At 61.2% G+C, this 22579-nt stretch carries 21 protein-coding genes; 16 read left to right on the top strand and 5 right to left on the bottom strand.

The annotated features are described in order from the left end of the window. Positions 1-212: 212 nt before the first annotated feature. A complete protein-coding gene (gene uraH, locus ACNFBR_RS28785; protein ID WP_003259496.1) occupies positions 213-566 on the bottom strand; it encodes a hydroxyisourate hydrolase in 354 nt (117 codons plus the stop codon). A 399-nt stretch (positions 567-965) separates the two neighbouring features. Here uraH and puuE point away from each other — a divergent pair, with 399 nt between their 5' ends. From puuE to ACNFBR_RS28750, 7 genes are all read left to right on the top strand, one after another. Further along, on the top strand, positions 966-1892 hold the full coding sequence (gene puuE, locus ACNFBR_RS28780) for an allantoinase PuuE (RefSeq protein ID WP_416737830.1): 927 nt from the start codon (positions 966-968) through the stop codon (positions 1890-1892). Beyond that, positions 1892-2407, top strand: coding sequence for a 2-oxo-4-hydroxy-4-carboxy-5-ureidoimidazoline decarboxylase (gene uraD, locus ACNFBR_RS28775; RefSeq protein WP_004576924.1), 516 nt, complete (start codon positions 1892-1894; stop codon positions 2405-2407). The genes puuE and uraD overlap by 1 nt, the downstream gene beginning before the upstream one ends. Before the next feature lie 49 nt (positions 2408-2456). Beyond that, positions 2457-2960 carry an ureidoglycolate lyase gene (locus ACNFBR_RS28770; RefSeq protein ID WP_003254333.1) on the top strand — a complete coding sequence of 168 codons (504 nt, stop codon included), beginning with the start codon at positions 2457-2459 and terminating at the stop codon, positions 2958-2960. Between the two features lie 44 nt (positions 2961-3004). Beyond that, positions 3005-4324: a urate hydroxylase PuuD gene (locus tag ACNFBR_RS28765; RefSeq protein WP_416737829.1), complete on the top strand. Its 1320-nt coding sequence runs from the start codon at positions 3005-3007 to the stop codon at positions 4322-4324. A 211-nt stretch (positions 4325-4535) separates the two neighbouring features. Next, positions 4536-5891, top strand: a complete 1356-nt coding sequence (locus tag ACNFBR_RS28760) for a nucleobase:cation symporter-2 family protein (protein WP_012273436.1) — start codon at positions 4536-4538, stop codon at positions 5889-5891. Between the two features lie 140 nt (positions 5892-6031). Further along, entirely contained in the window at positions 6032-6817 is a 786-nt protein-coding gene (locus ACNFBR_RS28755) for an outer membrane protein OmpK (RefSeq protein ID WP_416737828.1), read from the top strand. Between the two features lie 355 nt (positions 6818-7172). After that, positions 7173-7955, top strand: a complete 783-nt coding sequence (locus ACNFBR_RS28750; protein WP_012273438.1) for an outer membrane protein OmpK — start codon at positions 7173-7175, stop codon at positions 7953-7955. 73 nt (positions 7956-8028) lie between these two features. On the opposite strand, the gene ACNFBR_RS28745 is transcribed toward ACNFBR_RS28750, so the two are convergent. Further along, positions 8029-8337 (bottom strand): hypothetical protein, encoded by a 309-nt coding sequence (locus tag ACNFBR_RS28745; protein ID WP_416737827.1) that lies wholly within the window; start codon positions 8335-8337, stop codon positions 8029-8031. Between the two features lie 153 nt (positions 8338-8490). Between ACNFBR_RS28745 and ACNFBR_RS28740 the strand changes: the two genes are divergently transcribed. Next, entirely contained in the window at positions 8491-10434 is a 1944-nt protein-coding gene (locus ACNFBR_RS28740; RefSeq protein WP_416737826.1) for an LTA synthase family protein, read from the top strand. A 187-nt stretch (positions 10435-10621) separates the two neighbouring features. Here the strand turns inward: ACNFBR_RS28740 and ACNFBR_RS28735 are convergent, their stop codons facing one another. After that, positions 10622-11536 (bottom strand): DUF808 domain-containing protein, encoded by a 915-nt coding sequence (locus ACNFBR_RS28735; protein ID WP_416737825.1) that lies wholly within the window; start codon positions 11534-11536, stop codon positions 10622-10624. 132 nt (positions 11537-11668) lie between these two features. Between ACNFBR_RS28735 and ACNFBR_RS28730 the strand changes: the two genes are divergently transcribed. Beyond that, positions 11669-12280, top strand: a complete 612-nt coding sequence (locus ACNFBR_RS28730) for a TetR/AcrR family transcriptional regulator (RefSeq protein ID WP_019099536.1) — start codon at positions 11669-11671, stop codon at positions 12278-12280. A gap of 129 nt (positions 12281-12409) precedes the next feature. On the opposite strand, the gene ACNFBR_RS28725 is transcribed toward ACNFBR_RS28730, so the two are convergent. Next, positions 12410-12850 (bottom strand): heme-binding protein, encoded by a 441-nt coding sequence (locus ACNFBR_RS28725; protein WP_325980097.1) that lies wholly within the window; start codon positions 12848-12850, stop codon positions 12410-12412. 257 nt (positions 12851-13107) lie between these two features. Between ACNFBR_RS28725 and gcl the strand changes: the two genes are divergently transcribed. The 6 genes from gcl (at position 13108) to ACNFBR_RS28695 (ending at position 20773) form a co-directional block, all read left to right on the top strand. Next, positions 13108-14883 carry a glyoxylate carboligase gene (gene gcl, locus ACNFBR_RS28720; protein WP_416737824.1) on the top strand — a complete coding sequence of 592 codons (1776 nt, stop codon included), beginning with the start codon at positions 13108-13110 and terminating at the stop codon, positions 14881-14883. Between the two features lie 54 nt (positions 14884-14937). After that, positions 14938-15720, top strand: coding sequence for a hydroxypyruvate isomerase (gene hyi / locus ACNFBR_RS28715; protein ID WP_416737823.1), 783 nt, complete (start codon positions 14938-14940; stop codon positions 15718-15720). 151 nt (positions 15721-15871) lie between these two features. Further along, entirely contained in the window at positions 15872-16765 is an 894-nt protein-coding gene (locus ACNFBR_RS28710) for a 2-hydroxy-3-oxopropionate reductase (protein WP_012273446.1), read from the top strand. A gap of 232 nt (positions 16766-16997) precedes the next feature. Beyond that, entirely contained in the window at positions 16998-18272 is a 1275-nt protein-coding gene (locus ACNFBR_RS28705; RefSeq protein WP_416737822.1) for a glycerate kinase type-2 family protein, read from the top strand. Further along, complete coding sequence (gene pyk, locus ACNFBR_RS28700) at positions 18269-19684, top strand: pyruvate kinase (protein ID WP_416737821.1); 1416 nt, start codon at positions 18269-18271, stop codon at positions 19682-19684. Before ACNFBR_RS28705 ends, pyk begins: the two co-directional genes overlap by 4 nt. A 210-nt stretch (positions 19685-19894) precedes the next feature. Next, entirely contained in the window at positions 19895-20773 is an 879-nt protein-coding gene (locus ACNFBR_RS28695) for an urea transporter (RefSeq protein WP_416737820.1), read from the top strand. 1 nt (position 20774) lies between these two features. Here ACNFBR_RS28695 and ACNFBR_RS28690 read toward each other — a convergent pair whose 3' ends face one another. After that, a complete protein-coding gene (locus ACNFBR_RS28690) occupies positions 20775-21515 on the bottom strand; it encodes an RHS repeat-associated core domain-containing protein (protein ID WP_416737831.1) in 741 nt (246 codons plus the stop codon). Positions 21516-21669: 154 nt separating this feature from the next. Between ACNFBR_RS28690 and ACNFBR_RS28685 the strand changes: the two genes are divergently transcribed. Then, the gene (locus ACNFBR_RS28685; RefSeq protein WP_416737819.1) at positions 21670-22491 is read left to right on the top strand and encodes an ion transporter; all 822 of its coding nucleotides are present in this window, start codon (positions 21670-21672) and stop codon (positions 22489-22491) included. Positions 22492-22579: the final 88 nt, after the last annotated feature.

The following is a 22579-nucleotide window of genomic DNA, read 5'->3' as shown; positions in this document are numbered from 1 at the left end:
GCCATGCGCCAAGGCGTTCGCGCGCAAATCCCACAGGCATGATTGGCCCGAAACAAATGTAGGAGCGAGCTTCGCTCGCGATGCGCCGCGCGGGCGGCGCTCGATCTCACAGGCACCCACATCCCACGCCAGGCACAAAAACAGCAGACGAAAAAAAGCCCGCCAGTGTGAGAGCGGGCCAAAGGACCTACGAAGATTCTTCTAGCGACCAACTAGCTTCCACGATAGGTCGAATAGCTGTACGGCGAAATCAGCAGCGGCACGTGGTAGTGCTCCTGCTGCTCGTCAATGCCAAAGCGCAACACCACGACATCCAGAAACGCCTGGGCCGGCAGTTGCACGCCACGGGCGCGGTAATAATCGCCAGCGCTGAACTGCAACTGATAAACGCCCGTGCGGTAATCGTCACCCTGCAGCAATGGCGCGTCGACGCGGCCATCGCTGTTGGTCAGGGCAGTGTTCACCAGCTCCAGTTGCTGGCCTTCGACACGGTACAGCTCGACCTTGATCGAGCTGCCCGGGCAGCCATGCGCGGCATCCAGTACGTGTGTGGTCAAACGTCCCATTGCGTGTCGCCTCTTGTTCAATCTGTGGGCAAAAAATACTCAGCCATCGCACCAGCATAACGCTTGCGGCAGGCCGGAATGACGCCATTAAGACATTTCATCGCAAAATTGTACACAATTTTTTAAACCCATCTGTCGCGCCCTCCCTTTGCTGCCCATAAACGCCCCATCGGTCGCAAATACACGCACCATAACGACGTGAACGTCATTAGCTGACCAATCAGGCAGGTTTCTTGCACTGTATTTCCCGGCCGCTGCAAGGCGACAAAAGGGAAGAAATGCGGAAAAACAGGCTTACAAAAGATTTCAGAAGTTGTATACAATCAGCCCATCCGGTGGTGCGACATACCGACGCGGCCCGCCCACCCCCCGCACTAACGCACAAGAAGGAAGACTGCAGTGAGCGCTGACTACCCTCGCGACCTGATCGGTTACGGCAACAACCCTCCTCACCCGCAATGGCCGGGCAACGCTCGCATCGCGCTGTCTTTCGTCCTCAACTACGAAGAAGGCGGCGAACGCAACATCCTGCACGGTGACAAGGAATCCGAAGCCTTCCTGTCCGAGATGGTCGCTGCCCAGCCACTGCAGGGCCAGCGCAACATGAGCATGGAGTCGCTGTACGAATACGGCAGCCGTGCCGGCGTGTGGCGCCTGCTGAAGCTGTTCAAGGACAGCGGCGTGCCCCTCACCATCTTCGCCGTGGCCATGGCCGCCCAGCGCCACCCCGACGTGATCCGCGCCATGGCCGAAGCCGGCCATGAGATCTGCAGCCACGGCTACCGCTGGATCGACTACCAGAACATGGACGAGGCCCAGGAGCGCGAGCACATGCTCGAAGCCATCCGCATCCTCACCGAACTGACCGGCGAGCGCCCGGTTGGCTGGTACACCGGCCGCACCGGCCCGAACACCCGCCGCCTGGTGATGGAGGAAGGTGGCTTCCTCTATGACAGCGACACCTACGACGACGACCTGCCCTACTGGGAGCCGAACAACCCGACCGGCAAGCCGCACCTGGTGATCCCCTACACCCTGGACACCAACGACATGCGCTTCACCCAGGTGCAGGGCTTCAACTGCGGCGAGCAGTTCTTCCAATACCTCAAAGACGCCTTCGATGTGCTGTACGCCGAAGGCGCCGAAGCACCGAAAATGCTCTCCATCGGCCTGCACTGCCGGCTGGTTGGCCGCCCGGCACGCCTGGCCGCACTGAAGCGCTTCGTCGATTACGCAAAAAGCCATGACCAGGTCTGGTTCGCCCGTCGCGTGGACATCGCCCGCCACTGGCACACCACCCACCCGTACAAGAAAGAGAACGCCTGATGACCGCCTTCAACACCCTCAAGCCCTCCGCCCTGGACCGCGACGCCTTCGTCAAGGCCTTCGCCGACATCTACGAGCACTCGCCGTGGGTTGCCGAAAAGGCCTACGACCTGGGCCAACTGGGCGAGCTGGACGAGATCGAGGCGCTGCACCAGCGCATGAGCGACATCCTGCTCAGCGCCAACCACGCCGACCAACTGGCGCTGATCAACGCTCACCCGGACCTGGCCGGTAAAGCCGCCATCCAGGGCGAGCTGACCGAATCGAGCACCAACGAACAGGCCGGTGCCGGCATTCACCAGTGCACCGCCGAAGAATTCGCCCGTTTCACCGAGCTGAACGACGCCTACAAAGCCAAGTTCCAGTTCCCGTTCATCATGGCGGTGAAGGGTAGCAACCGGCACCAGATCCTCGCCGCCTTTGAAAAGCGCATCCACAACGATGCCGATGCCGAATTCAAGGAAGCCCTGGCGCAGATCAACCTGATCGCCCTGTTCCGCCTGCTGCAGTTGTAAGCACCAGCCGAACCTTATTCAGAAAACGAACAATAGAAGAGATAACCGCATGCGCACCCTGATGATCGAGCCCCTGACCAAAGAAGCCTTCGCCCAATTCGGAGATGTGATCGAAACCGACGGCAGCGACCACTTCATGATCAACAACGGCTCGACCATGCGCTTTCACAAGCTCGCCACGGTCGAAACCGCCGAGCCTGAAGACAAGGCGATCATCAGCATCTTCCGCGCCGACGCGCAGGACATGCCGCTGACCGTGCGCATGCTGGAACGCCATCCGCTGGGCAGCCAGGCTTTCATCCCGCTGCTCGGCAACCCCTTTCTGATCGTGGTCGCGCCCGTTGGCGATGCACCTGTATCAGGCTTGGTCCGAGCCTTCCGCAGTAATGGCAGGCAGGGCGTTAATTACCATCGCGGCGTTTGGCACCACCCGGTGCTTACGATCGAAAAGCGGGATGATTTCCTGGTGGTTGATCGCAGTGGTTCTGGCAACAACTGCGATGAGCATTACTTCACCGAGGAACAGATGCTGATCCTCAATCCCCACCAATAAGAAAAGGTCAGTCATCTTCACGGTGACTGGCAGAGGTACATACTGTGGAAGCACACCTTCACGAATGGCTGAACCTGAGCATTCGCTGGGTTCACATGATCACCGGTGTCGCCTGGATCGGTGCATCGTTCTACTTCGTCTGGCTGGAGAACCACCTGAACCGAAGCAACCCGCGCGATGGGTTGTCGGGTGATCTCTGGGCGATTCACGGCGGTGGTATCTACCACCTGGAGAAATACAAACTCGCACCCCCGAAAATGCCCGAGAACCTGCACTGGTTCAAATGGGAAGCCTACTTCACCTGGATGTCCGGTATCGCCCTGCTGTGCGTGGTGTTCTACTGGAACCCGGCCCTGTACCTGCTGGCGCCTGGCAGCACCCTGAGCGGTGCCGAAGGCGTGGCCATTGGTATCGGTTCGCTGATCGCCGGCTGGTTCATCTACGACTTCCTGTGCGACTCGCCCCTGGGCAAGAAGCCAGCGCTGCTCGGTGGTGTGCTGTTCGTGCTGATCATCGCCGCCTGCTGGGGCTTCAGCCTGGTGTTCAGTGGCCGTGGCGCCTACCTGCACACCGGCGCGATCATCGGCACCATCATGGTCGGTAACGTGTTCCGCATCATCATGCCCGCCCAGCGCCAGCTGGTAGCGGCGATCGAGAACAACCAGACGCCCGACCCGGTACTGCCGGCCAAGGGCCTGCTGCGCTCGCGCCACAACAACTACTTCACCCTGCCGGTGCTGTTCATCATGATCAGCAACCATTTCCCGAGCACCTACGGTAGCCAGTACAACTGGCTGATCCTGGCCGGTATCGCAGTAGCCGCGGTTCTGATCCGCCACTACTTCAACACCCGCCATGACAGCAACAAGTACGCCTGGACCCTGCCCGTCGGTGCCCTGGCAATGATCTGCCTGGCCTACGTCACCGGCCCTAAACCGATGGCAGTGAGCCCTGAGCAGGCCGCAGCGAAGATCGAGTACCAGCCGTTGCCGGCTACCGCTGTAGGTGGCAAGACCGCTGCCGAGCAACGTGCCGAAGACGCCGCCAAGGCCGCCGAAGCACCCGCTGAAGCACCGGCTCAGCCCGTTGCCCAGGCCGCCGGTGGCGACTTCGACAAGATCCACAATGTCATCCAGGAACGCTGCACCGTGTGCCACTCGTCCAAGCCGACCAGCCCACTGTTCAGCGCCGCCCCTGCCGGCGTGATGTTCGACACCCCGCAGCAGATCCAGGCCCAGGCCGCGCGCATTCAGGCGCAAGCGGTCGCCAGCCAGATCATGCCGCTGGGCAACATCACCCAGATGACCACCGAAGAGCGCAAGCTCGTCGGCGACTGGATCGCCAAAGGCGCCCAGGTCAACTGATCCACCTTCCTACAGGGCGACACGTCCCCTGTAGGAGCGGCCTTGCGCCGCGAAGAGGCCGGCAAACCCGGCCTCAAACTTTAAGATTCACGCAACAAGCAAGCATCGAGCGTTCAGCGTCAGGCGGAAACCCCAGGCTCTCTTCACCGTGAGCCTGCCGCCTTAGGCTGCCGCTTGGATCCGAGAATAAAAACAAAACTCGAGGTGCTGCATGTCCGAGTCACGCAAGGCGTACATCCCCATTGCGCCGCCGCGCGAACCCTTGCCCCTGTTCCAACTGATCCTGGTTGGCCTGCAACACGTTCTGCTGATGTACGGTGGCGCGATCGCCGTGCCATTGATCATCGGCCAGGCCGCCGGGCTGTCCCGTGAAGAAGTCGCTTTCCTGATCAACGCCGACCTGCTGGTCGCTGGCGTCGCTACCATCATCCAGTCGTTCGGTATCGGCCCGGTGGGCATCCGCATGCCGGTGATGATGGGGGCCAGTTTCGCTGCCGTCGGCAGCATGGTGGCCATGGCTGGCATGCCCGGCGTGGGCCTGCAGGGGATCTTCGGCGCGACCATCGCCGCCGGCTTCTTCGGCATGCTGATCGCGCCGTTCATGTCCAAGGTCGTGCGCTTCTTCCCGCCGCTGGTCACCGGTACGGTGATCACCTCGATTGGCCTGTCGCTGTTCCCGGTGGCAGTCAATTGGGCCGGTGGCGGCCATGAAGCGGAAACCTTCGGCTCGCCGATCTACCTGCTGGTGGCCGGCCTGGTATTGGCCGTGATCCTGCTGATCAACCGCTTCATGCGCGGCTTCTGGGTCAACGTGTCGGTACTGGTGGGCATGGGCCTTGGCTACATCCTGGCCGGCTCCATTGGCATGGTCGACCTGTCCGGCCTGAAGGACGCTCCGTGGTTGCAGGTGGTCACCCCCCTGCACTTCGGCATGCCGACCTTCAGCCTGGCGCCGATCCTGTCCATGTGCCTGGTGGTGGTGATCATCTTCGTCGAGTCCACCGGCATGTTCCTGGCCCTGGGCAAGGTGACCGATCGCGAAGTTACCCCCGGCATGCTGCGTCGTGGCCTGCTGTGCGATGCCGGCGCGTCGTTCATCGCCGGTTTCTTCAATACCTTCACCCACTCCTCGTTCGCCCAGAACATCGGCCTGGTGCAGATGACCGGGGTGCGCTGCCGCTTTGTCACCATTGTGGCCGGCGCCCTGTTGATCCTGCTCAGCCTGCTGCCCAAGGCGGCCTTCCTGATTGCCTCGATCCCGCCTGCGGTACTGGGCGGCGCGTCCATCGCCATGTTCGGCATGGTCACCGCCACCGGGATCAAGATTCTTCAGGAGGCGGACATCGGCGACCGCCGCAACCAGCTGCTGGTTGCCGTGAGCGTCGGCTTCGGGTTGATCCCCGTGGTGCGTCCAGAGTTCTTTGCCCAGATGCCACAGTGGATGGAGCCCATCACCCACAGCGGTATCGCCATGGCCACGGTCAGTGCCCTGGTGTTGAACGTCCTGTTCAACATCCTCGGTGGCGCCGACCGCGCGGTGCACAACGACGCCTGTCACCAGCATTGAGCCAACAGGGGCGGCGCAAAGCCGCCCCGCTCTCACATCTGCAATAACCGCTACGCCGTCGACCCACCGGAATGGGTCGCCCGGGGCGCCTGCGCGCCAAAAAAACCGCCAACAAAAACAATAAGTCCGGGAATCACAACATGAAGCGCATCACCACGTCCCTGTTGTTGGGCAGCAGCCTGCTGGCCACCCTACCCTCGCACGCAGGCGAATGGCTGCAATGGCACGGCGAAAGCCTGACCTACCTGTACGGCAAGGACTTCAAGGTCAACCCTGATATTCAGCAGACCATCACCTTCGAGCACGCCAACAAATGGAAGTACGGCGACACCTTCATGTTCGTCGACAAGATCTTCTACAACGGCAAGGCCGACCCCAGCAAAGGCGTAACCACCTACTACGGCGAGTTCAGCCCGCGCCTGTCCTTCGGCAAGATCTTCGACCAGAAGCTTGCCTTCGGTCCGATCAAGGACGTGCTGCTGGCCATGACCTACGAGCGCGGCGAAGGCGACAACGAAGCCTACCTGATCGGCCCTGGCTTCGACCTGGACATCCCCGGCTTCAACTATTTCACCCTGAATTTCTACGTGCGCAACACCGAAGGCAGCCGCCCCGGCGACAACGTCTGGCAGATCACCCCCGGCTGGTCGTACACCATCCCCGTGGGCCGCTCCGACATTCTGATCGACGGTTACATGGACTGGGTCACCGACAATGACCAGACCCGCCGTGGCACCTATCACGCCAACCTGCACTTCAACCCGCAGGTCAAGTACGACCTGGGCAAAGCCCTGAACCTGGGTGCCAAACAGCTCTACGTCGGCTTTGAATACAGCTACTGGAAGGACAAGTACGGCATCGACAGCCGGGGCAACCTGGACAGCAACCAGAGCGTCGCCAGCGCGCTGATCAAGGTACACTTCTAAGAAGCTGACCAAACGCACAAGTTTGATTCACTGCGCTCCAGGACGGAGCACTTGAGGCACGGCGCGCAAGCCAGTAATCTGCGCGCCCCCTCGATCAGGGCAGAACGGATTCTGCCTGCGTTTACTGACCGCTCAGTCAATGAATACGGGCGGTTGGCCAACGTGTTGCCAGCCTGAAAGACCCTTTTCATCCGTTCAGAACGAAGTCGAGCAGGAAGGTTTTGCCAACCCGGGAAAGTTGGCTCAACCCTTGCCAAACAGCTGTGGCCTATCGAAAAAAGCTGACTCGCAAGACAACAAAAAAGCGCCATCACCGAGCGCTGACAACAGATCAATCAAGGGAGCGACACTCGCAATGCGTACCATCAACAGCCTGATCCTCGCCGGCGGCCTGCTGGCCTGTGGCACCACCTTCGGCGGCGACCTGCTGCAATGGCAGAACAACAGCCTGACCTACCTGTGGGGCAAGAACTTCAAGGTCAACCCCGAGACCCAGCAAACCTTCACCTTCGAGCACGCCGACGCGTGGAAGTACGGCGACAACTTCTTCTTCGTCGACAAGATCTTCTACCAGGGCAAGAAGGACGCCAACAACGGCCCCAACACCTACTACGGCGAATTCAGCCCACGCCTGTCGTTTGGCAAGATCTTCGACCAGAAGCTGGAATTCGGCCCAGTCAAGGACGTGCTGCTGGCGATGACCTACGAGTTTGGCGAGGGTGATACCGAGTCGTACCTGATCGGCCCAGGCTTCGACCTGGCCATCCCGGGCTTCGACTACTTCCAGCTGAACTTCTACAACCGCACCACCGACGGCAGCCGCGCCGGCGACAACGTATGGCAGATCACCCCGGTGTGGTCGTACACCATCCCGGTCGGCGATTCCGACGTGCTGATCGACGGCTTCATGGACTGGGTGGTGGACAACGACGAAAACCGCCACGGCACCTACCAGGCCAACCTGCACTTCAACCCGCAGATCAAGTACGACCTGGGCAAGGCGCTGCACCTGGGCGAGAAGCAACTGTACGTGGGTGTGGAGTACGACTACTGGAAGAACAAGTACGGTATCAAGGACAGCGATGCCTTCACTACCGACCAGAACACCATGAGCTTCCTGGTAAAAGTGCACTTCTGATGGGCTGAATCGTGACAGCCCGTAGATTTACCAACGGGCTGTCACGCCTATATTTGTAGGAACTTTCCTACAACTAATTAGGATTAATCTTACTTTCGTTAATACTTGCCTTTAAAGTCAAAGCAAGCGCACACGGCAACATCACGCCAAACAGTAAAAGCCCCAACTCCACCTGCCAGTGCTCCAGCACACGCAAGATATCCAGCACCAGCATGACGCTGTTGATCGTCAACGCCAGGCCAAATACTGCACAGCATTTGTACAAAGCCTCTATCCCCGCCCCGCGCAGCAGCAACCTGAGGCCCACAGCGCCCCAGGCCAGGGCCGAGCCCAGGTACAGGGCCAAGTGGTACACATCGTAAGTCAACACTTTTCCGAACATGATTTAGCCTCCCGACCTGTAGGAAAATAGCAAGGTGTTTACTATAGGCCGAGCACTCCACTTAGTCCCTGCGAATTTTTGACAAAATTTTTGCATTTCCCTATTTAGCATGCCTGCCTACTTTCACCCCAAAAAAGAAAACAGGCCTACTTAATGCGCACGTCACTCGCCGCTCCTTGGCGGTACCTTCTTTTAGTTTGCTCACTCTGGCTCGGCATTTTCTTGCTGACCCGCCTGATATTGCTGGTCACCCACTTGGATGAAGTACAGAGTGACTACTTCTCATTATTCTTTAATGGTGCCTTGTACGACCTGAGTTTCCTTACCTACGCCGCCCTGCCACTGGGGTTGTACCTGGCGCTGTGCCCTGCCAAATTGTGGCGCACCGCGTTGCACCGCCGGCTGATGAGCGGCGTACTGATCGTCAGCCTGTTCGTGATGTTGTTCGTCGCCGTGGCCGAGTGGCTGTTCTGGGACGAGTTTGGGGTGCGCTTCAACTTCATTGCCGTCGACTACCTCGTTTACTCCAAAGAGGTGCTGGACAACATTCGCGAGTCGTACCCGCTGCCGACCCTGCTGGGCAGCATTGCCGTGGCCGCCGTGCTGCTCGCGCTGATCCTGCGCAAACCGCTGGCCCGTGCGCTCGCAGCGCCAAGCACCAACCTGCGCCAACGCCTGGGTGGCCTTGCGCTGCTGGCAGTCCTGGGCGGGCTCAGCGTACTGCTGGTCGACCAACAGTTCCCTCGCGGCCAGGGCGGTAACGCCTATCAGCGCGAACTGGCCAGCAACGGCCCGTACCAGTTCTTTGCCGCGTTCCGCAACAACGAGCTCGACTACACCCAGTTCTACGCCAGCCTCGACGCCAGCGAAGTCGGTGCACACATGCATCAGGAACTGGCCGAGCCCAACGCGCGGTTCAAGGCCAGCGAGCCCGAGGACATTCGCCGCCACATCAGCGCCAGTGGCGAACCACGCAAGCCCAACATCATCCTGGTCACCATCGAGAGCTTCAGCGCCAAGTACATGGGCAGCAACGGCGACCCACGCAACCTCACGCCCAACCTGGACGCGCTGCGCCAGCAGAGCCTGTACTTCAACAACTTCTACGCCACCGGCACGCGCACCGACCGCGGCCTGGAGGCCATCACCCTGTCGATCCCGCCCACGCCGGGCCGCTCGATCGTCAAGCGCATCGGCCGCGAAAGCGGCTATGGCAGCCTCGGCCAACAACTGAAGGCGGTGGGTTATGACGCCGTATTCGTCTATGGTGGACGCGGCTACTTCGACAACATGAATGCCTTCTTCAGCGGCAACGGCTACCGTATCGTCGACCAGAGCAGCATCGACGAGAGCGAAATCAGCTTCAAGAACGCCTGGGGCATGGCCGACGAAGACCTGTACCGGCAGACGCTGAAGCTGGCCGATGCCGACCATGCCAGGCAGCAGCCGTTCTTCCTGCAACTGATGACCACCTCCAACCACCGCCCCTACACCTACCCGGAAGGCCGTATCGACATCCCGTCGGGTGAAGGCCGTGAAGGCGCGGTGAAGTACACCGACCATGCCATTGCGCAATTCCTTAAGGAAGCCAAGGGCAAGCCATGGTTCGACAACACCCTGTTCGTGTTCGTCGCCGACCACACCGCCGGTAGCGCGGGCGTGGAAGACCTGCCGGTCAGTAATTACCAGATTCCGTTGTGGATCTATGCACCCAAGCTGATCGCCCCGCGCGAGGACGCACAACTGGCCAGCCAGATCGACCTGGCACCGACCCTGCTTGGCCTGCTCAACCTGAGCTACACCTCGACCTTCTTCGGCCGCGACCTGCTGCGCGAACAATCCTTGCCGCCACGGGTACTGATCGGCAACTACCAGCACCTGGGGCTGTTCGACGGCAAGGACCTGGCGATTCTCAGCCCGCGCGGCGGCATGCGCGTGCATCAGGACGCCTTGGGCAACAGCCGGGAAACCCGTGCGGACAGTGACAACCCTCTGGTACGTCGGGCGATTGCCTATTACCAGAGTGCCGCCAACGATTTCAGCAAAGGATTGCTGGCCTGGAAGCCGCAAGAACAGGGAGCGGTGGCCGAACAGTGAACCTGTGAGCCGGCAACCTGGTGTATGGCACCGGCTCTGCCGGTGTTCGCGGGCGCGCCCGCTCCCACAAGTGCATTGCCAACCTCAGCAATAGCACAGGCCCTGTGGGAGCAACTGTCTTGTGCTGCTTGTGCCGGCCTCTTCGCGGGCATGCCCGCGAACCGGGGCAACGCCCCGGCCATGCAACTCAGGTCGCCGGCCGAAACGCCCGCCACAGCTTCCCGGCAGCCGTCACCACCGCCAGCACCACGGCACCGGCCACGACACCGGCCACGCCGTTGAGCAGCGCCCCGGTCAGCGCACCACCGCGCCCTTCGCTGAACGCCTCGATGGCGTGATGCAGTGGCGCGATGCCATGCACCAGAATCCCACCACCCACCAGAAACATCGCTGCCGTGCCAATCACCGACAGGCTCTTCATCATGTAAGGCGCCGCCCGCAGGATGCCGTTACCCACCGCCTGAGCAAGCCGCGAGGCCTTTTGCGTCATCCACAGCCCCAGGTCATCGAGCTTGACGATACCACCCACCAAACCATAAACGCCGATGGTCATGACAATGGCGATGCCCGACAGCACGATGATCTGCTGGGTCAACGGTGCATCGGCCACGGTGCCCAGGGTGATGGCGATGATTTCCGCCGACAGGATGAAGTCGGTGCGCACCGCGCCCTTGATCTTGGTTTTCTCGAACGCCACCAGGTCGACATTGGCGTCTGCCATGGCTTCCTTCCGGGCCTTGTGCTGCGCGTCGTCCTCTTCCTGGCTGTGCAGGAATTTATGCGCCAGCTTTTCGAAGCCCTCGAAGCACAAGTAGGCGCCCCCTACCATCAACAACGGCGTGACAGCCCACGGAGCGAACGCACTGATCAGCAGCGCCGCCGGCACCAGGATTGCCTTGTTGACGAACGACCCCTTGGCCACCGCCCAGACAACCGGAATTTCGCGCTCGGCGCGCACGCCGGTGACCTGTTGGGCATTCAGCGCCAAGTCGTCACCCAGCACGCCCGCAGTCTTCTTCGCCGCGACTTTGGTCATGAGCGAGACGTCGTCCAGCAACGTGGCGATGTCATCGATCAGTACCAGTAGACTGCTTCCTGCCATGTTTGCCTGTTTCCACATGAATGAATGTGCCGGAGTCTAGCCGAAAGTAGCTGCCTTGAGCGCCCGTCGAGCCCGGTGCTACCATGCTCGATCCCTCCTAGAGGTGGCCAGACACGAGGAAGATCCCTGACCATGAGCACCATTCGCGAGCGCAACAAGGAATTGATCCTGCGCGCGGCCAGCGAGGAATTCGCCGACAAGGGCTTCGCCGCCACCAAGACCAGCGATATCGCGGCCAAGGCTGGCCTGCCCAAGCCAAACGTGTATTACTACTTCAAGTCCAAGGACAACCTCTACCGCGAGGTCCTGGAGAGCATCATCGCGCCGATCATGCAGGCTTCCACGCCGTTCAATGCCGACGGTGACCCGAAGGAAGTGCTGAGTTCGTACATTCGCTCGAAGATACGCATCTCGCGCGACCTGCCGCACGCCTCCAAGGTGTTCGCCAGCGAGATCATGCACGGCGCCCCGCACCTGTCGCCGAACCAGGTGGAGCAGTTGAACGAGCAGGCCCGGCACAACATCGAGTGCATCCAGCGCTGGATCGACCGAGGGCAAATCGCCCATGTGGATGCGCATCACCTGATGTTCAGCATCTGGGCGGCGACCCAGACCTATGCCGACTTCGACTGGCAGATTTCTGCGGTGACAGGCAAGGCCAAGCTGGCCGACAGCGATTATGACGCGGCGGCCGAAACCATCATTCGTATGGTTTTGAAGGGCTGTGAGCCTGAGGCAGCCTGACAGGACCAATGGGGCTGCTTCGCAGCCCATTCGCGGCACAAGGCCGCTCCTACAGGGTATTGCGTAACCCCTGTAGGAGCGGCCTTGTGCCGCGAATGGGCCGCGAAGCGGCCCCAACAATCGCCAGCCTTACGCCGCTACCCCGGCATCCGCCCGCAATCCCACTTCCTCGATCGCGCTGATCGCACACTGCTCGTCGATATCCGACGTATCCCCGCTGATCCCGACAGCACCCAACACCTTGCCGTCCTGATCACGAATCAGCACCCCACCCGGCGCCGGCACCACCGGCCGCTCACCCATCCCGTTCAGCGCGGCAAAAAACGCCGGCCGCTGCTGTGCATCCAGCGCCAGCAGGCGCGAGCCCTTGCCCAGCGCGATCGCGCCCCAGGCTTTGCCAGTGGCCACCTCAGGCCGAATCAGGCTGGCGCCATCCTCACGCTGCAGCGCCAGCAGATGCCCGCCCGCATCCAGCACTGCCACGGTCAGTGGCGCGGCATTGATCTTGCGGCCCGCCGCCAACGCGGCATTCACCAGGCTGACAGCGACTTTCAGGTTCAAAGCGTTCATGGAAAGGTCCTCTTCTTGTTGTGAGAAGCCCTGAGGGCAGTTGAAAACCGATAGAACAAATAGAACACAACGAAAGATGTTTTTGTATACAATATTTTGAAACGATTGTATGCGATGGCGCAAATAGCCGATTTCACGGCCGCTTTGACGAAAGCTGGCCCGCCCGATGAAAACCCATTGACCTGAGCCGCCAGGCGTGAATACACTCTGTCGCAAAGCAAGTTGTATACAATTACAAAATCGATGAGGCACAAACCATGAGCAAAATGAGAGCAATCGATGCAGCCGTTCTGGTCATGCGCCGTGAAGGTGTAGATACCGCGTTCGGCATCCCAGGGGCTGCTATCAACCCGTTGTACTCGGCCCTGAAGAAAGTCGGTGGCATCGATCACGTCCTCGCTCGCCACGTCGAAGGTGCCTCGCACATGGCCGAGGGCTACACCCGTGCCAACCCTGGCAACATCGGCGTGTGCATCGGCACTTCCGGCCCAGCCGGCACTGACATGGTCACCGGCCTGTACAGCGCCTCGGCCGACTCCATCCCGATCCTCTGCATCACCGGCCAAGCCCCGCGCGCCCGCCTGCACAAGGAAGACTTCCAGGCTGTCGACATCACCAACATCGTCAAGCCGGTAACCAAGTGGGCGACCACTGTTCTGGAGCCAGGCCAGGTGCCATACGCTTTCCAGAAAGCCTTCTATGAAATGCGCACCGGCCGCCCAGGCCCGGTACTGATCGACCTGCCGTTCGACGTGCAAATGGCCGAGATCGAGTTCGACATCGACGCCTACGAGCCACTGGCCGTCAACAAGCCATCGGCCACCCGCGTACAAGCCGAAAAAGCCCTGGCCCTGCTCAATGACGCCGAGCGCCCGCTGCTGGTAGCCGGTGGCGGCATCATCAATGCCGACGCCAGCGACAAGCTGGTCGAATTTGCCGAACTGACCGGCGTACCGGTAATCCCGACCCTGATGGGCTGGGGCACCATCCCGGACGACCACGCACAAATGGTCGGCATGGTCGGCCTGCAGACTTCGCACCGTTACGGCAACGCCACCCTGCTGAAATCCGACCTGGTGTTCGGCATCGGTAACCGCTGGGCCAACCGCCACACCGGTTCCGTCGACGTCTACACCGAAGGCCGCAAGTTCGTGCACGTGGACATCGAACCAACCCAGATCGGCCGCGTGTTCACCCCGGACCTGGGTATCGTTTCCGACGCTGGCAAGGCACTGGACGTGTTCCTGGAAGTGGCCCGCGAGTGGAAAGCCGCCGGCAAGCTGAAGTGCCGCAAGGCCTGGCTGCAAGAGTGCCAGGAGCGCAAGGCGAGCCTGCAGCGCAAGACCCACTTCGACAACGTGCCGGTCAAGCCGCAGCGCGTGTACGAAGAAATGAACCAGGTATTCGGCAAGGACACCTGCTACGTCAGCACCATCGGCCTGTCGCAGATTGCCGGCGCACAGTTCCTGCACGTGTACAAGCCACGCCACTGGATCAACTGCGGCCAGGCCGGCCCGCTCGGCTGGACCATCCCTGCCGCCCTCGGTGTGGTCAAGGCCGACCCGAAACGCAAGGTCGTCGCCCTGTCCGGTGACTACGACTTCCAGTTCATGATCGAAGAACTGGCAGTGGGCGCGCAGTTCAACCTGCCGTACGTCCACGTGCTGGTGAACAACGCCTACCTGGGCCTGATTCGCCAGGCGCAGCGTGGCTTCGACATGGATTACTGTGTACAACTGGCATTCGAGAACATCAACTCGACCGATGCCGCCACCTATGGTGTCGACCACGTAGCCGTGGTCGAAGGCCTGGGCTGCAAGGCCATTCGTGTGTTCGAGCCGGCAGAGATCGCCCCTGCCCTGCTCAAGGCGCAGAAGATGGCCGAAGAGTTCCGCGTACCGGTGGTGGTCGAAGTGATTCTCGAGCGTGTCACCAACATTTCCATGGGCACCGAGATCAACGCGGTCAACGAGTTCGAAGACCTGGCCCTGGTCGGCAACGACGCGCCAACCGCCATCTCGCTGCTGGACTGATCGCCTGACGCCCCCAGGCACGCCCTGGGGGCCTTCATCGCAAGGAGACAACCCATGCCTCGCTTCGCTGCCAACCTGTCCATGCTGTTCACCGAACAGGACTTCCTGGCCCGCTTCAAGGCTGCCGCCGATGCTGGTTTCAGCGGCGTCGAATACCTCTTTCCGTATGACTTCAGCGCCGCTGAAATCAAGCAGCAGCTGGAGGCCAACGGCCTGACCCAGGTGCTGTTCAACCTGCCGGCGGGCGACTGGGCCAAAGGTGAGCGTGGCATCACCTGCCACCCGGACCGCGTCGAAGAATTCCGCGCCGGTGTCGACAAGGCCATCGAGTACGCCAAGGTGCTGGGCAACACCCAGGTCAACGCCCTGGCCGGCATCCGCCCACAAGGCCCGGACTGCGCCACCGTGCGCAAGACCTTCGTCGAAAACCTGCGCTACGCCGCCGACAAGCTCAAGGCCGCCGGTATTCGTCTGGTCATGGAAATGATCAATACCCGCGACATTCCGGGCTTCTACCTGAACACCACGAAACAAGCCCTGGAAATCCAGGCCGAAGTGGGCAGCGACAACCTGTTCCTGCAATACGACATCTACCACATGCAGATCATGGAAGGTGACCTGGCGCGCACCATGGAAACCAACCTGCAGCTGATCAACCACATTCAGCTGGCCGACAACCCAGGCCGTAACGAGCCTGGCACTGGCGAGATCAACTACCGCTTCCTGTTCGAGCACCTGGACCGTATCGGCTACCAGGGTTGGGTGGGCGCGGAGTACAAGCCCAAGACCACCACCGAAGCGGGCCTGGGCTGGCTGAAAACCCATAACGCAATCTAAGGAAAACTCGGAACCCCTGTGGGAGCGGGCATGCCCGCGAACACCGGCATAGCCGGTGCCATCCACCGAGTCGCCTGTTTCGCGCGCACGCCCGCTCCCACAGGGGCCGAGGTTTGCTTAAGACATTACAAGTACAAAGAGGCACATTCTCATGGCTAAAATCGGTTTCATCGGCACCGGCATCATGGGCAAGCCCATGGCCCAAAACCTGCAAAAAGCAGGTCACAGCCTGTTCGTTTCCACCCACCACGACGCCGCCCCAGCCGAGCTGATCGCTGCCGGTGCAGTGGCCCTGGCCAACCCGAAAGAAGTGGCCCAGGAAGCCGAATTCATCATCGTCATGGTCCCCGACACCCCGCAGGTCGAAAGCGTCCTGTTCGGTGAAAACGGCGTGGCCGAAGGCGTCGGCCCGAACAAGATCGTGATCGACATGAGCTCGATCTCGCCAACCGCGACCAAAGCCTTCGCCGAGAAAATCAAGGCAACCGGCGCTGCCTACCTGGACGCCCCGGTGTCCGGTGGTGAAGTCGGTGCCAAGGCCGCGACCCTGAGCATCATGGTCGGTGGCTGCCCGAAAGCCTTCGAGCGCACCCTGCCGCTGTTCGAAGCCATGGGCAAGAACATCACCCGCGTAGGTGGCAACGGTGACGGCCAGACTGCCAAGGTCGCCAACCAGATCATCGTCGCCCTGAACATCCAGGCCGTCAGCGAAGCGCTGCTGTTCGCCGCCAAGAACGGCGCCGACCCGGCCAAGGTGCGTGAAGCACTGATGGGAGGCTTCGCCTCGTCGAAAATCCTCGAAGTGCACGCCGAGCGCATGATCAAAGGCACCTTCGACCCAGGCTTCCGCATCAACCTGCACCAGAAGGACCTAAACCTGGCCCTGCAAGGCGCCAAGGAACTGGGCATCAACCTGCCCAACACCTCCAATGCCCAGCAAGTGTTCAACACCTGCCAGGCCCTGGGTGGCGGCAACTGGGACCACTCGGCGCTGATCAAAGGCCTGGAGCACATGGCCAACTTCTCGATCCGCGGCGACAAATAACCTGTACCGGCCTCTTCGCGGGCAAGCCCGCTCCCACAGATTCTGCGCAAGGCCTGTGGGCAGCGAATTTCCTGTGGGAACGGGCAAGCCCGCGAAGTAGCCAACGCCGCTGAACCTGCGACCACAGGCTAAGCGGCGGCACCGAGCAACACCCGCCCCTGGTTCGGCCTGCACGGAGGCAGTTCCAGGGGCGTTTTTGATTCTGCAGAACAACAATAATTGGGAGCCTGCCATGTCGGTCGATCCGCAAAAACTTCTCCGCGAGCTGTTCGACACAGCCATCGCTGCCGCCCACCCCCGCCAAGTCCTCGAACCCTACCTGCCCGCCGACCGTAGCGGCCGGGTTATCGTCATCGGCGCCGGCAAGGCCGCAGCCGCCATGGCCGAAGTGGTCGAGAAAAGCTGGCAGGGCGAAGTCTCTGGCCTGGTCGTGACCCGTTACGGCCATGGCGCCAACTGCCAAAAAATCGAAGTGGTCGAAGCCGCCCACCCGGTCCCCGATGCCGCCGGCCTGGCCGTGGCCAAACGCGTGCTGGACCTGGTCAGCAACCTCAATGAAGACGACCGCGTCATCTTCCTGCTGTCCGGCGGTGGCTCCGCCCTGCTGGCGCTGCCGGCCGACGGCCTGACCCTGGCCGACAAGCAGCAGATCAACAAGGCACTGCTGAAATCCGGCGCCACCATCGGCGAGATGAACTGCGTGCGCAAGCACCTCTCGGCGATCAAGGGCGGCCGCCTGGCCAAGGCCTGCTGGCCTGCCACCGTCTACACCTATGCCATTTCCGACGTGCCCGGCGACCTCGCCACGGTGATCGCCTCCGGTCCGACCGTGGCCGACCCGAGCACTTCGGCCGACGCCTTGGCGATCATCAAACGCTACAACATCGACGCACCCAAAGCCGTCATCGACTGGCTCAACAACCCGGCGTCGGAAACCGTCAAGGCCGACGATCCGGCCCTGGCCCGCAGCCACTTCCAGCTGATCGCCAAGCCCCAGCAATCGCTTGAAGCCGCAGCAGTCAAAGCCCGCCAGGCCGGCTTCAGCCCGCTGATCCTCGGCGACCTGGAAGGCGAATCGCGCGAAGTGGCCAAAGTGCACGCCGGTATTGCCCGGCAAATCGTTCAGCACGGCCAGCCACTGAAGGCGCCTTGCGTGATCCTGTCTGGCGGCGAAACCACCGTGACCGTGCGCGGCAATGGCCGTGGCGGGCGCAACGCCGAGTTCCTGCTCAGCCTCACCGAAAGCCTGAAAGGCCTGCCGGGTGTGTATGCCCTGGCCGGTGACACCGACGGCATCGACGGCTCGGAAGAAAACGCCGGCGCCTTCATGACCCCAGGCAGCTATGCCCGCGCAGAGGCCCTGGGCCTGTCGGCCAGCGACGAGCTGGACAACAACAACGGCTACGGCTATTTCGCCGCGCTGGATGCGCTGATCGTCACCGAACCGACCCGCACCAACGTCAACGACTTCCGCGCCATCCTGATCCTCGAGACTGCCCAATCATGACGCCTGATAAAAAAGTAAAGATCCTCGCCACCCTTGGCCCTGCGATCAACGGCATCGACGACATCCGCCAGCTGGTCGAAGCCGGGGTGAACATCTTCCGCCTCAACTTCAGCCACGGCGAGCATGCCGACCACGCCCTGCGCTACCAGTGGATCCGCGAAGTCGAGCAGCAACTGAACTACCCGCTGGGCATCCTCATGGACCTGCAAGGGCCGAAGCTGCGCGTGGGCCGTTTCGCTGAAGGCAAGGTGCAACTGCAGCGCGGCCAGGCCCTGCGCCTGGACCTGGACAAGACCCCGGGCGACAACCAGCGGGTGAACCTGCCGCACCCCGAAATCATCGCCGCCCTCGAACCAGGCATGGACCTGCTGCTGGACGACGGCAAGCTGCGCCTGCGCGTTACCGCCAAGCACAGCGACGCGATCGACACCGAAGTACTCAACGGCGGCGAGCTGTCCGACCGCAAGGGCGTCAACGTACCGCAAGCGGTGCTCGACCTCTCCCCGCTCACTGAAAAAGACCGCCGCGACCTAGCCTTCGGCCTGGAATTGGGTGTGGACTGGGTGGCCCTGTCGTTCGTCCAGCGCCCGGAAGACATCATCGAAGCGCGCCAGCTGATTGGTGATCGCGCCTACCTGATGGCCAAGATCGAAAAACCATCGGCGGTCGAACAGCTGCAGGCCATCGCCGAACTGGCAGATGCGATCATGGTGGCCCGTGGTGACCTGGGCGTGGAAGTGCCGGCCGAAAGCGTGCCGCAAATCCAGAAGCGCATCATCGGCACCTGCCGCCAGCTTGGCAAACCGGTGGTGGTGGCCACGCAGATGCTCGAATCGATGCGTTTCTCGCCGGCACCAACCCGTGCCGAAGTCACCGACGTGGCCAACGCCGTGGCCGAAGGAGCCGACGCGGTGATGCTGTCGGCCGAGACCGCCTCGGGTGATTACCCGCTGGAAGCGGTGCAGATGATGAGCAAGATCATCCGCCAGGTGGAGAACGGCCCGGACTACCAGGCCCAGCTCGATGTTGGCCGGCCGAAGGCCGAGGCCACCGTATCGGACGCCATCAGCTGCGCCATTCGCCGTATCAGCGGCATTCTGCCGGTAGCGGTGCTGGTCAACTACAGCGAGTCGGGCGCCTCGACCCTGCGCGCTGCACGCGAGCGGCCACGGGCACCGATCCTCAACCTGACGCCGAACCTGAACACCGCACGCCGCCTGAGCGTGGCCTGGGGCGTGCATTCGGTGGTCAACGACCGCCTGCGCCAGGTTGACGAGGTGGTGTCTACGGCGCTGGAAATTGCCCAGGCGCAAGGCATGGCCAGCCGTGGCGATACGTTGCTGATCACTGCCGGTGTGCCTTTCGGCAAGCCGGGGTCGACTAACACGCTGCGGATCGAGACTTTGATCTGAGATCTTTGGGGCGCTCTGCGCCCCATTCGCAGCACAAGGCTGCTCCTACAGAGACCGCGTAGCCAGAAGCATTTCGCGGTCCTTTGTAGGAGCAGCCTTGTGCTGCGAATGGAGGGCAAAGCCCTCCCCGAACAGCAAAACACCTGACCTGCGGAAAACCCGAGGCCCAAAGAGGCCCACCGCTTCCCCATCAACCTCACTGACTGCCCCATGTACACCAAAAATTTCGTCAACCCGTGCCCCGACTGGGCCACGGCGTTACTCAACGGCTTCAGCCAGGTGCTGCTGCTGCGCAATCCCCTGTGCGGCCTGTGCTGCCTGCTGGCCATCCTGCTGACCGCGCCCAGCTTGGTCGGCGGTGGTGCCCTGCTCGGCGCCCTGGCCGGCCTGCTCACCGCCCAGGCCCGCGGTTATGACCGCGCTGACCGCCAGGCCGGGTTGTATTGCTACAACGGCGTGCTGATCGGCATCCTGATCAGCGTCGTACTGCCCTGGTCGGCGATCCTGCCGCCCCTGATCATCGCCGCCGGCGGCCTGTCCAGCATCATCACCCATCAGTGGCGCAAACGCGGCGGCAAGCTGCTGATCGCCTACACCGCGCCGTTCGTGCTGCTGGGCTGGGCTGCACTGCTGTTCGCCAGCCCCTCGCCCAGCGGCTTCGTCGAAGCCGACCCGTTGTATGCCCTGGCGCGTGGCGTAGGCCAGATTTTCCTGCTCGACCAGCCCCTGGCCGGCGCGCTGATCATCCTCGGCATGTTCATCGCCAACCCCTATGCCGCCATGTGGGCAGTGATCGGCTCGGCCATCGGCGGCGGCGTGGCGCTGCTCGCCGACCAGGCGCAAGCCGCCTGGCTGGGGCTTTACGGGTTCAATGCCGCACTAGCGGCACTGGCCTTCAGCCGGCAGAGCGAAAAGCCGTGGGTGACGCTGCTAGCCATCGCCATGGCCTTGCTGTTGCAACCGTTGTTCAAACTGCTGCCGGTACCCGGCCTGACCGCGCCCTTTGTCGTAGCCTGTTGGCTGATGCACCTGGGCAGTCACTTGGTACAGCGAGGTCATAAGCACGGCGCGGCTGATTTAAGGGGGTAAGTTATCGCGTCCCTTGTCGTGTCCCCGTTACACTTTCGGAGAGATTTATATAGCCACTAACGCCGCCGCCCCCAAGCCTGGAACTAGGTGCATCAGCTGGTCTGACGGGCAAAACAGCATGGGTTTCAGGTATCAAGTTTACTGAAGTGAACCCCTCCGCTTGCAAAAAAAGGGAGCGTTTTTCAGGTGGTGTAGGCACATAGATATTTCCTTTTACCAAGTAGTGTCCCGAGAGCTCTCCAAAAGGCACCTCGGAGACCGCTCTGGCCTCGAACCGCCCAGCGCTGAATGAAAACTCGAAAGTCGTTGCCTGCTTTTCATGTACTCTAACGACTTCGATGGACAGTCCACTCGCACGAGGGTCCCTCAACAACGTCAAGTGGGGTTTGAGGTCTTTTTTGGGTAATCCATAGGTCTTGAGTAACTTGGTCAAACCAGTTCTTCCCCCTGCCTGGCCTGTTGGATCTGTCTTGTTTACCGGATCACCGGAACAGTATGCATAGGTATTACAGCCGCCCTTACCAAAGGGACTGAAGCTGTCAGGACTGACAAAACGCATCAGCATTGGGCTATACAACCGATAGCCATTCCCCAACAGGTACCCCTGCACGGTTCTCTCCAGAGGCTGGCCACTGAAGTACAAGAGTCCCGCTCTCCTCGGCTCGACAAGGCCATAAACCGTATAGGACAACGACCTCTGCCCCTTGCGCTGTGGAGTAATAGCCTGCTTGTCGCCATACATTTTCTTTACCTTGTGATGGTTTTTTCCTACCCCCATGCTGAGGACATTTGTATTAGCGTGGAACTAGCATTTTTATCAGTCTGGATTCTCACCTTCCTGCCAGAGGCCCGGACCAACTAATCTTTGCTATCAACGCTTTCGGAACGACCGCCTCATGAGTGCACAACAATCTTTGCGTGAACGCCTGTACATCATGGTCTTCCAGACCGATACCGTCGCCGGCCGCCGCTTCGACAAAATCCTACTGCTGATCATCCTGGCCAGCTTGGTCACCGTAATCCTCGACAGCATCGACGAGGTACACCAAGGCTACGCCGGCCTACTGGCCGCCATCGAATGGGGTTTTACCGCAATTTTCCTGGCCGAGTACCTCACCCGCCTGTACTGCTCGCCCAAGCCCTTGCGCTATGCCTTCAGTTTCTATGGCCTGGTCGATCTACTGGCGATCGTGCCGGGCATCATCGCGCTGTACTACAGCGACGCCCAGTACCTGCTGATCATCCGGGTCATTCGGATGCTGCGGATATTCCGCGTGCTAAAGCTCAGCCCGTACCTCAAGCAGGCCCATTACCTGATGGAGGCGCTGCGCGGCAGCAAGCAGAAGATCATCGTGTTCCTGGTGACGGTATCGACCTTGGTGACGGTGTTCGGCACGCTGATGTATGTGATCGAAGGGCCGGAGCATGGTTTTACCAGCATTCCCAAAGGCATCTACTGGGCCATCGTTACCCTGACCACCGTGGGCTTTGGCGACATCGTGCCGAAGACGCCACTGGGGCAGGTGCTGTCGTCGCTGGTGATGATTACCGGTTATTCGATCATTGCCGTCCCTACTGGGATCTTTACCGCAGAACTGGCCAATGCCATGCGCGGGGAGCAGCTGCAGCATGATTGCCCGACCTGCCAAAAGAAGACCCATGAGCATGGGGCAGCGTTCTGTTCCCGGTGTGGGAATGGGTTGTTTCCCAAGCAGTGATGTTGCCTGTACCGGCCTCTTCGCGGGCGGGGCCCCGCAGGGGGCCGGACAGGCGGGGGGATATACCAAAAGTCTTTTGTTCTTTTTC

Source organism: Pseudomonas sp. NY11955, assembly GCF_048068035.1.
Lineage (GTDB): Bacteria > Pseudomonadota > Gammaproteobacteria > Pseudomonadales > Pseudomonadaceae > Aquipseudomonas.
Note: the sequence above shows the minus strand (reverse complement) of the source record. Positions and strands in the feature narration are given on the sequence as shown.

Coding starts and splice junctions, on each gene's coding strand:
- uraH (WP_003259496.1), bottom strand. CDS start 566: ATGGGACGTTTGACCACACACGTACTGGATGCCGCGCATGGCTGCCCG.
- uraD (WP_004576924.1), top strand. CDS start 1,892: ATGACCGCCTTCAACACCCTCAAGCCCTCCGCCCTGGACCGCGACGCC.
- ACNFBR_RS28770 (WP_003254333.1), top strand. CDS start 2,457: ATGCGCACCCTGATGATCGAGCCCCTGACCAAAGAAGCCTTCGCCCAA.
- ACNFBR_RS28760 (WP_012273436.1), top strand. CDS start 4,536: ATGTCCGAGTCACGCAAGGCGTACATCCCCATTGCGCCGCCGCGCGAA.
- ACNFBR_RS28755 (WP_416737828.1), top strand. CDS start 6,032: ATGAAGCGCATCACCACGTCCCTGTTGTTGGGCAGCAGCCTGCTGGCC.
- ACNFBR_RS28750 (WP_012273438.1), top strand. CDS start 7,173: ATGCGTACCATCAACAGCCTGATCCTCGCCGGCGGCCTGCTGGCCTGT.
- ACNFBR_RS28745 (WP_416737827.1), bottom strand. CDS start 8,337: ATGTTCGGAAAAGTGTTGACTTACGATGTGTACCACTTGGCCCTGTAC.
- ACNFBR_RS28740 (WP_416737826.1), top strand. CDS start 8,491: ATGCGCACGTCACTCGCCGCTCCTTGGCGGTACCTTCTTTTAGTTTGC.
- ACNFBR_RS28735 (WP_416737825.1), bottom strand. CDS start 11,536: ATGGCAGGAAGCAGTCTACTGGTACTGATCGATGACATCGCCACGTTG.
- ACNFBR_RS28730 (WP_019099536.1), top strand. CDS start 11,669: ATGAGCACCATTCGCGAGCGCAACAAGGAATTGATCCTGCGCGCGGCC.
- ACNFBR_RS28725 (WP_325980097.1), bottom strand. CDS start 12,850: ATGAACGCTTTGAACCTGAAAGTCGCTGTCAGCCTGGTGAATGCCGCG.
- gcl (WP_416737824.1), top strand. CDS start 13,108: ATGAGCAAAATGAGAGCAATCGATGCAGCCGTTCTGGTCATGCGCCGT.
- hyi (WP_416737823.1), top strand. CDS start 14,938: ATGCCTCGCTTCGCTGCCAACCTGTCCATGCTGTTCACCGAACAGGAC.
- ACNFBR_RS28710 (WP_012273446.1), top strand. CDS start 15,872: ATGGCTAAAATCGGTTTCATCGGCACCGGCATCATGGGCAAGCCCATG.
- ACNFBR_RS28705 (WP_416737822.1), top strand. CDS start 16,998: ATGTCGGTCGATCCGCAAAAACTTCTCCGCGAGCTGTTCGACACAGCC.
- pyk (WP_416737821.1), top strand. CDS start 18,269: ATGACGCCTGATAAAAAAGTAAAGATCCTCGCCACCCTTGGCCCTGCG.
- ACNFBR_RS28695 (WP_416737820.1), top strand. CDS start 19,895: ATGTACACCAAAAATTTCGTCAACCCGTGCCCCGACTGGGCCACGGCG.
- ACNFBR_RS28690 (WP_416737831.1), bottom strand. CDS start 21,515: ATGTATGGCGACAAGCAGGCTATTACTCCACAGCGCAAGGGGCAGAGG.
- ACNFBR_RS28685 (WP_416737819.1), top strand. CDS start 21,670: ATGAGTGCACAACAATCTTTGCGTGAACGCCTGTACATCATGGTCTTC.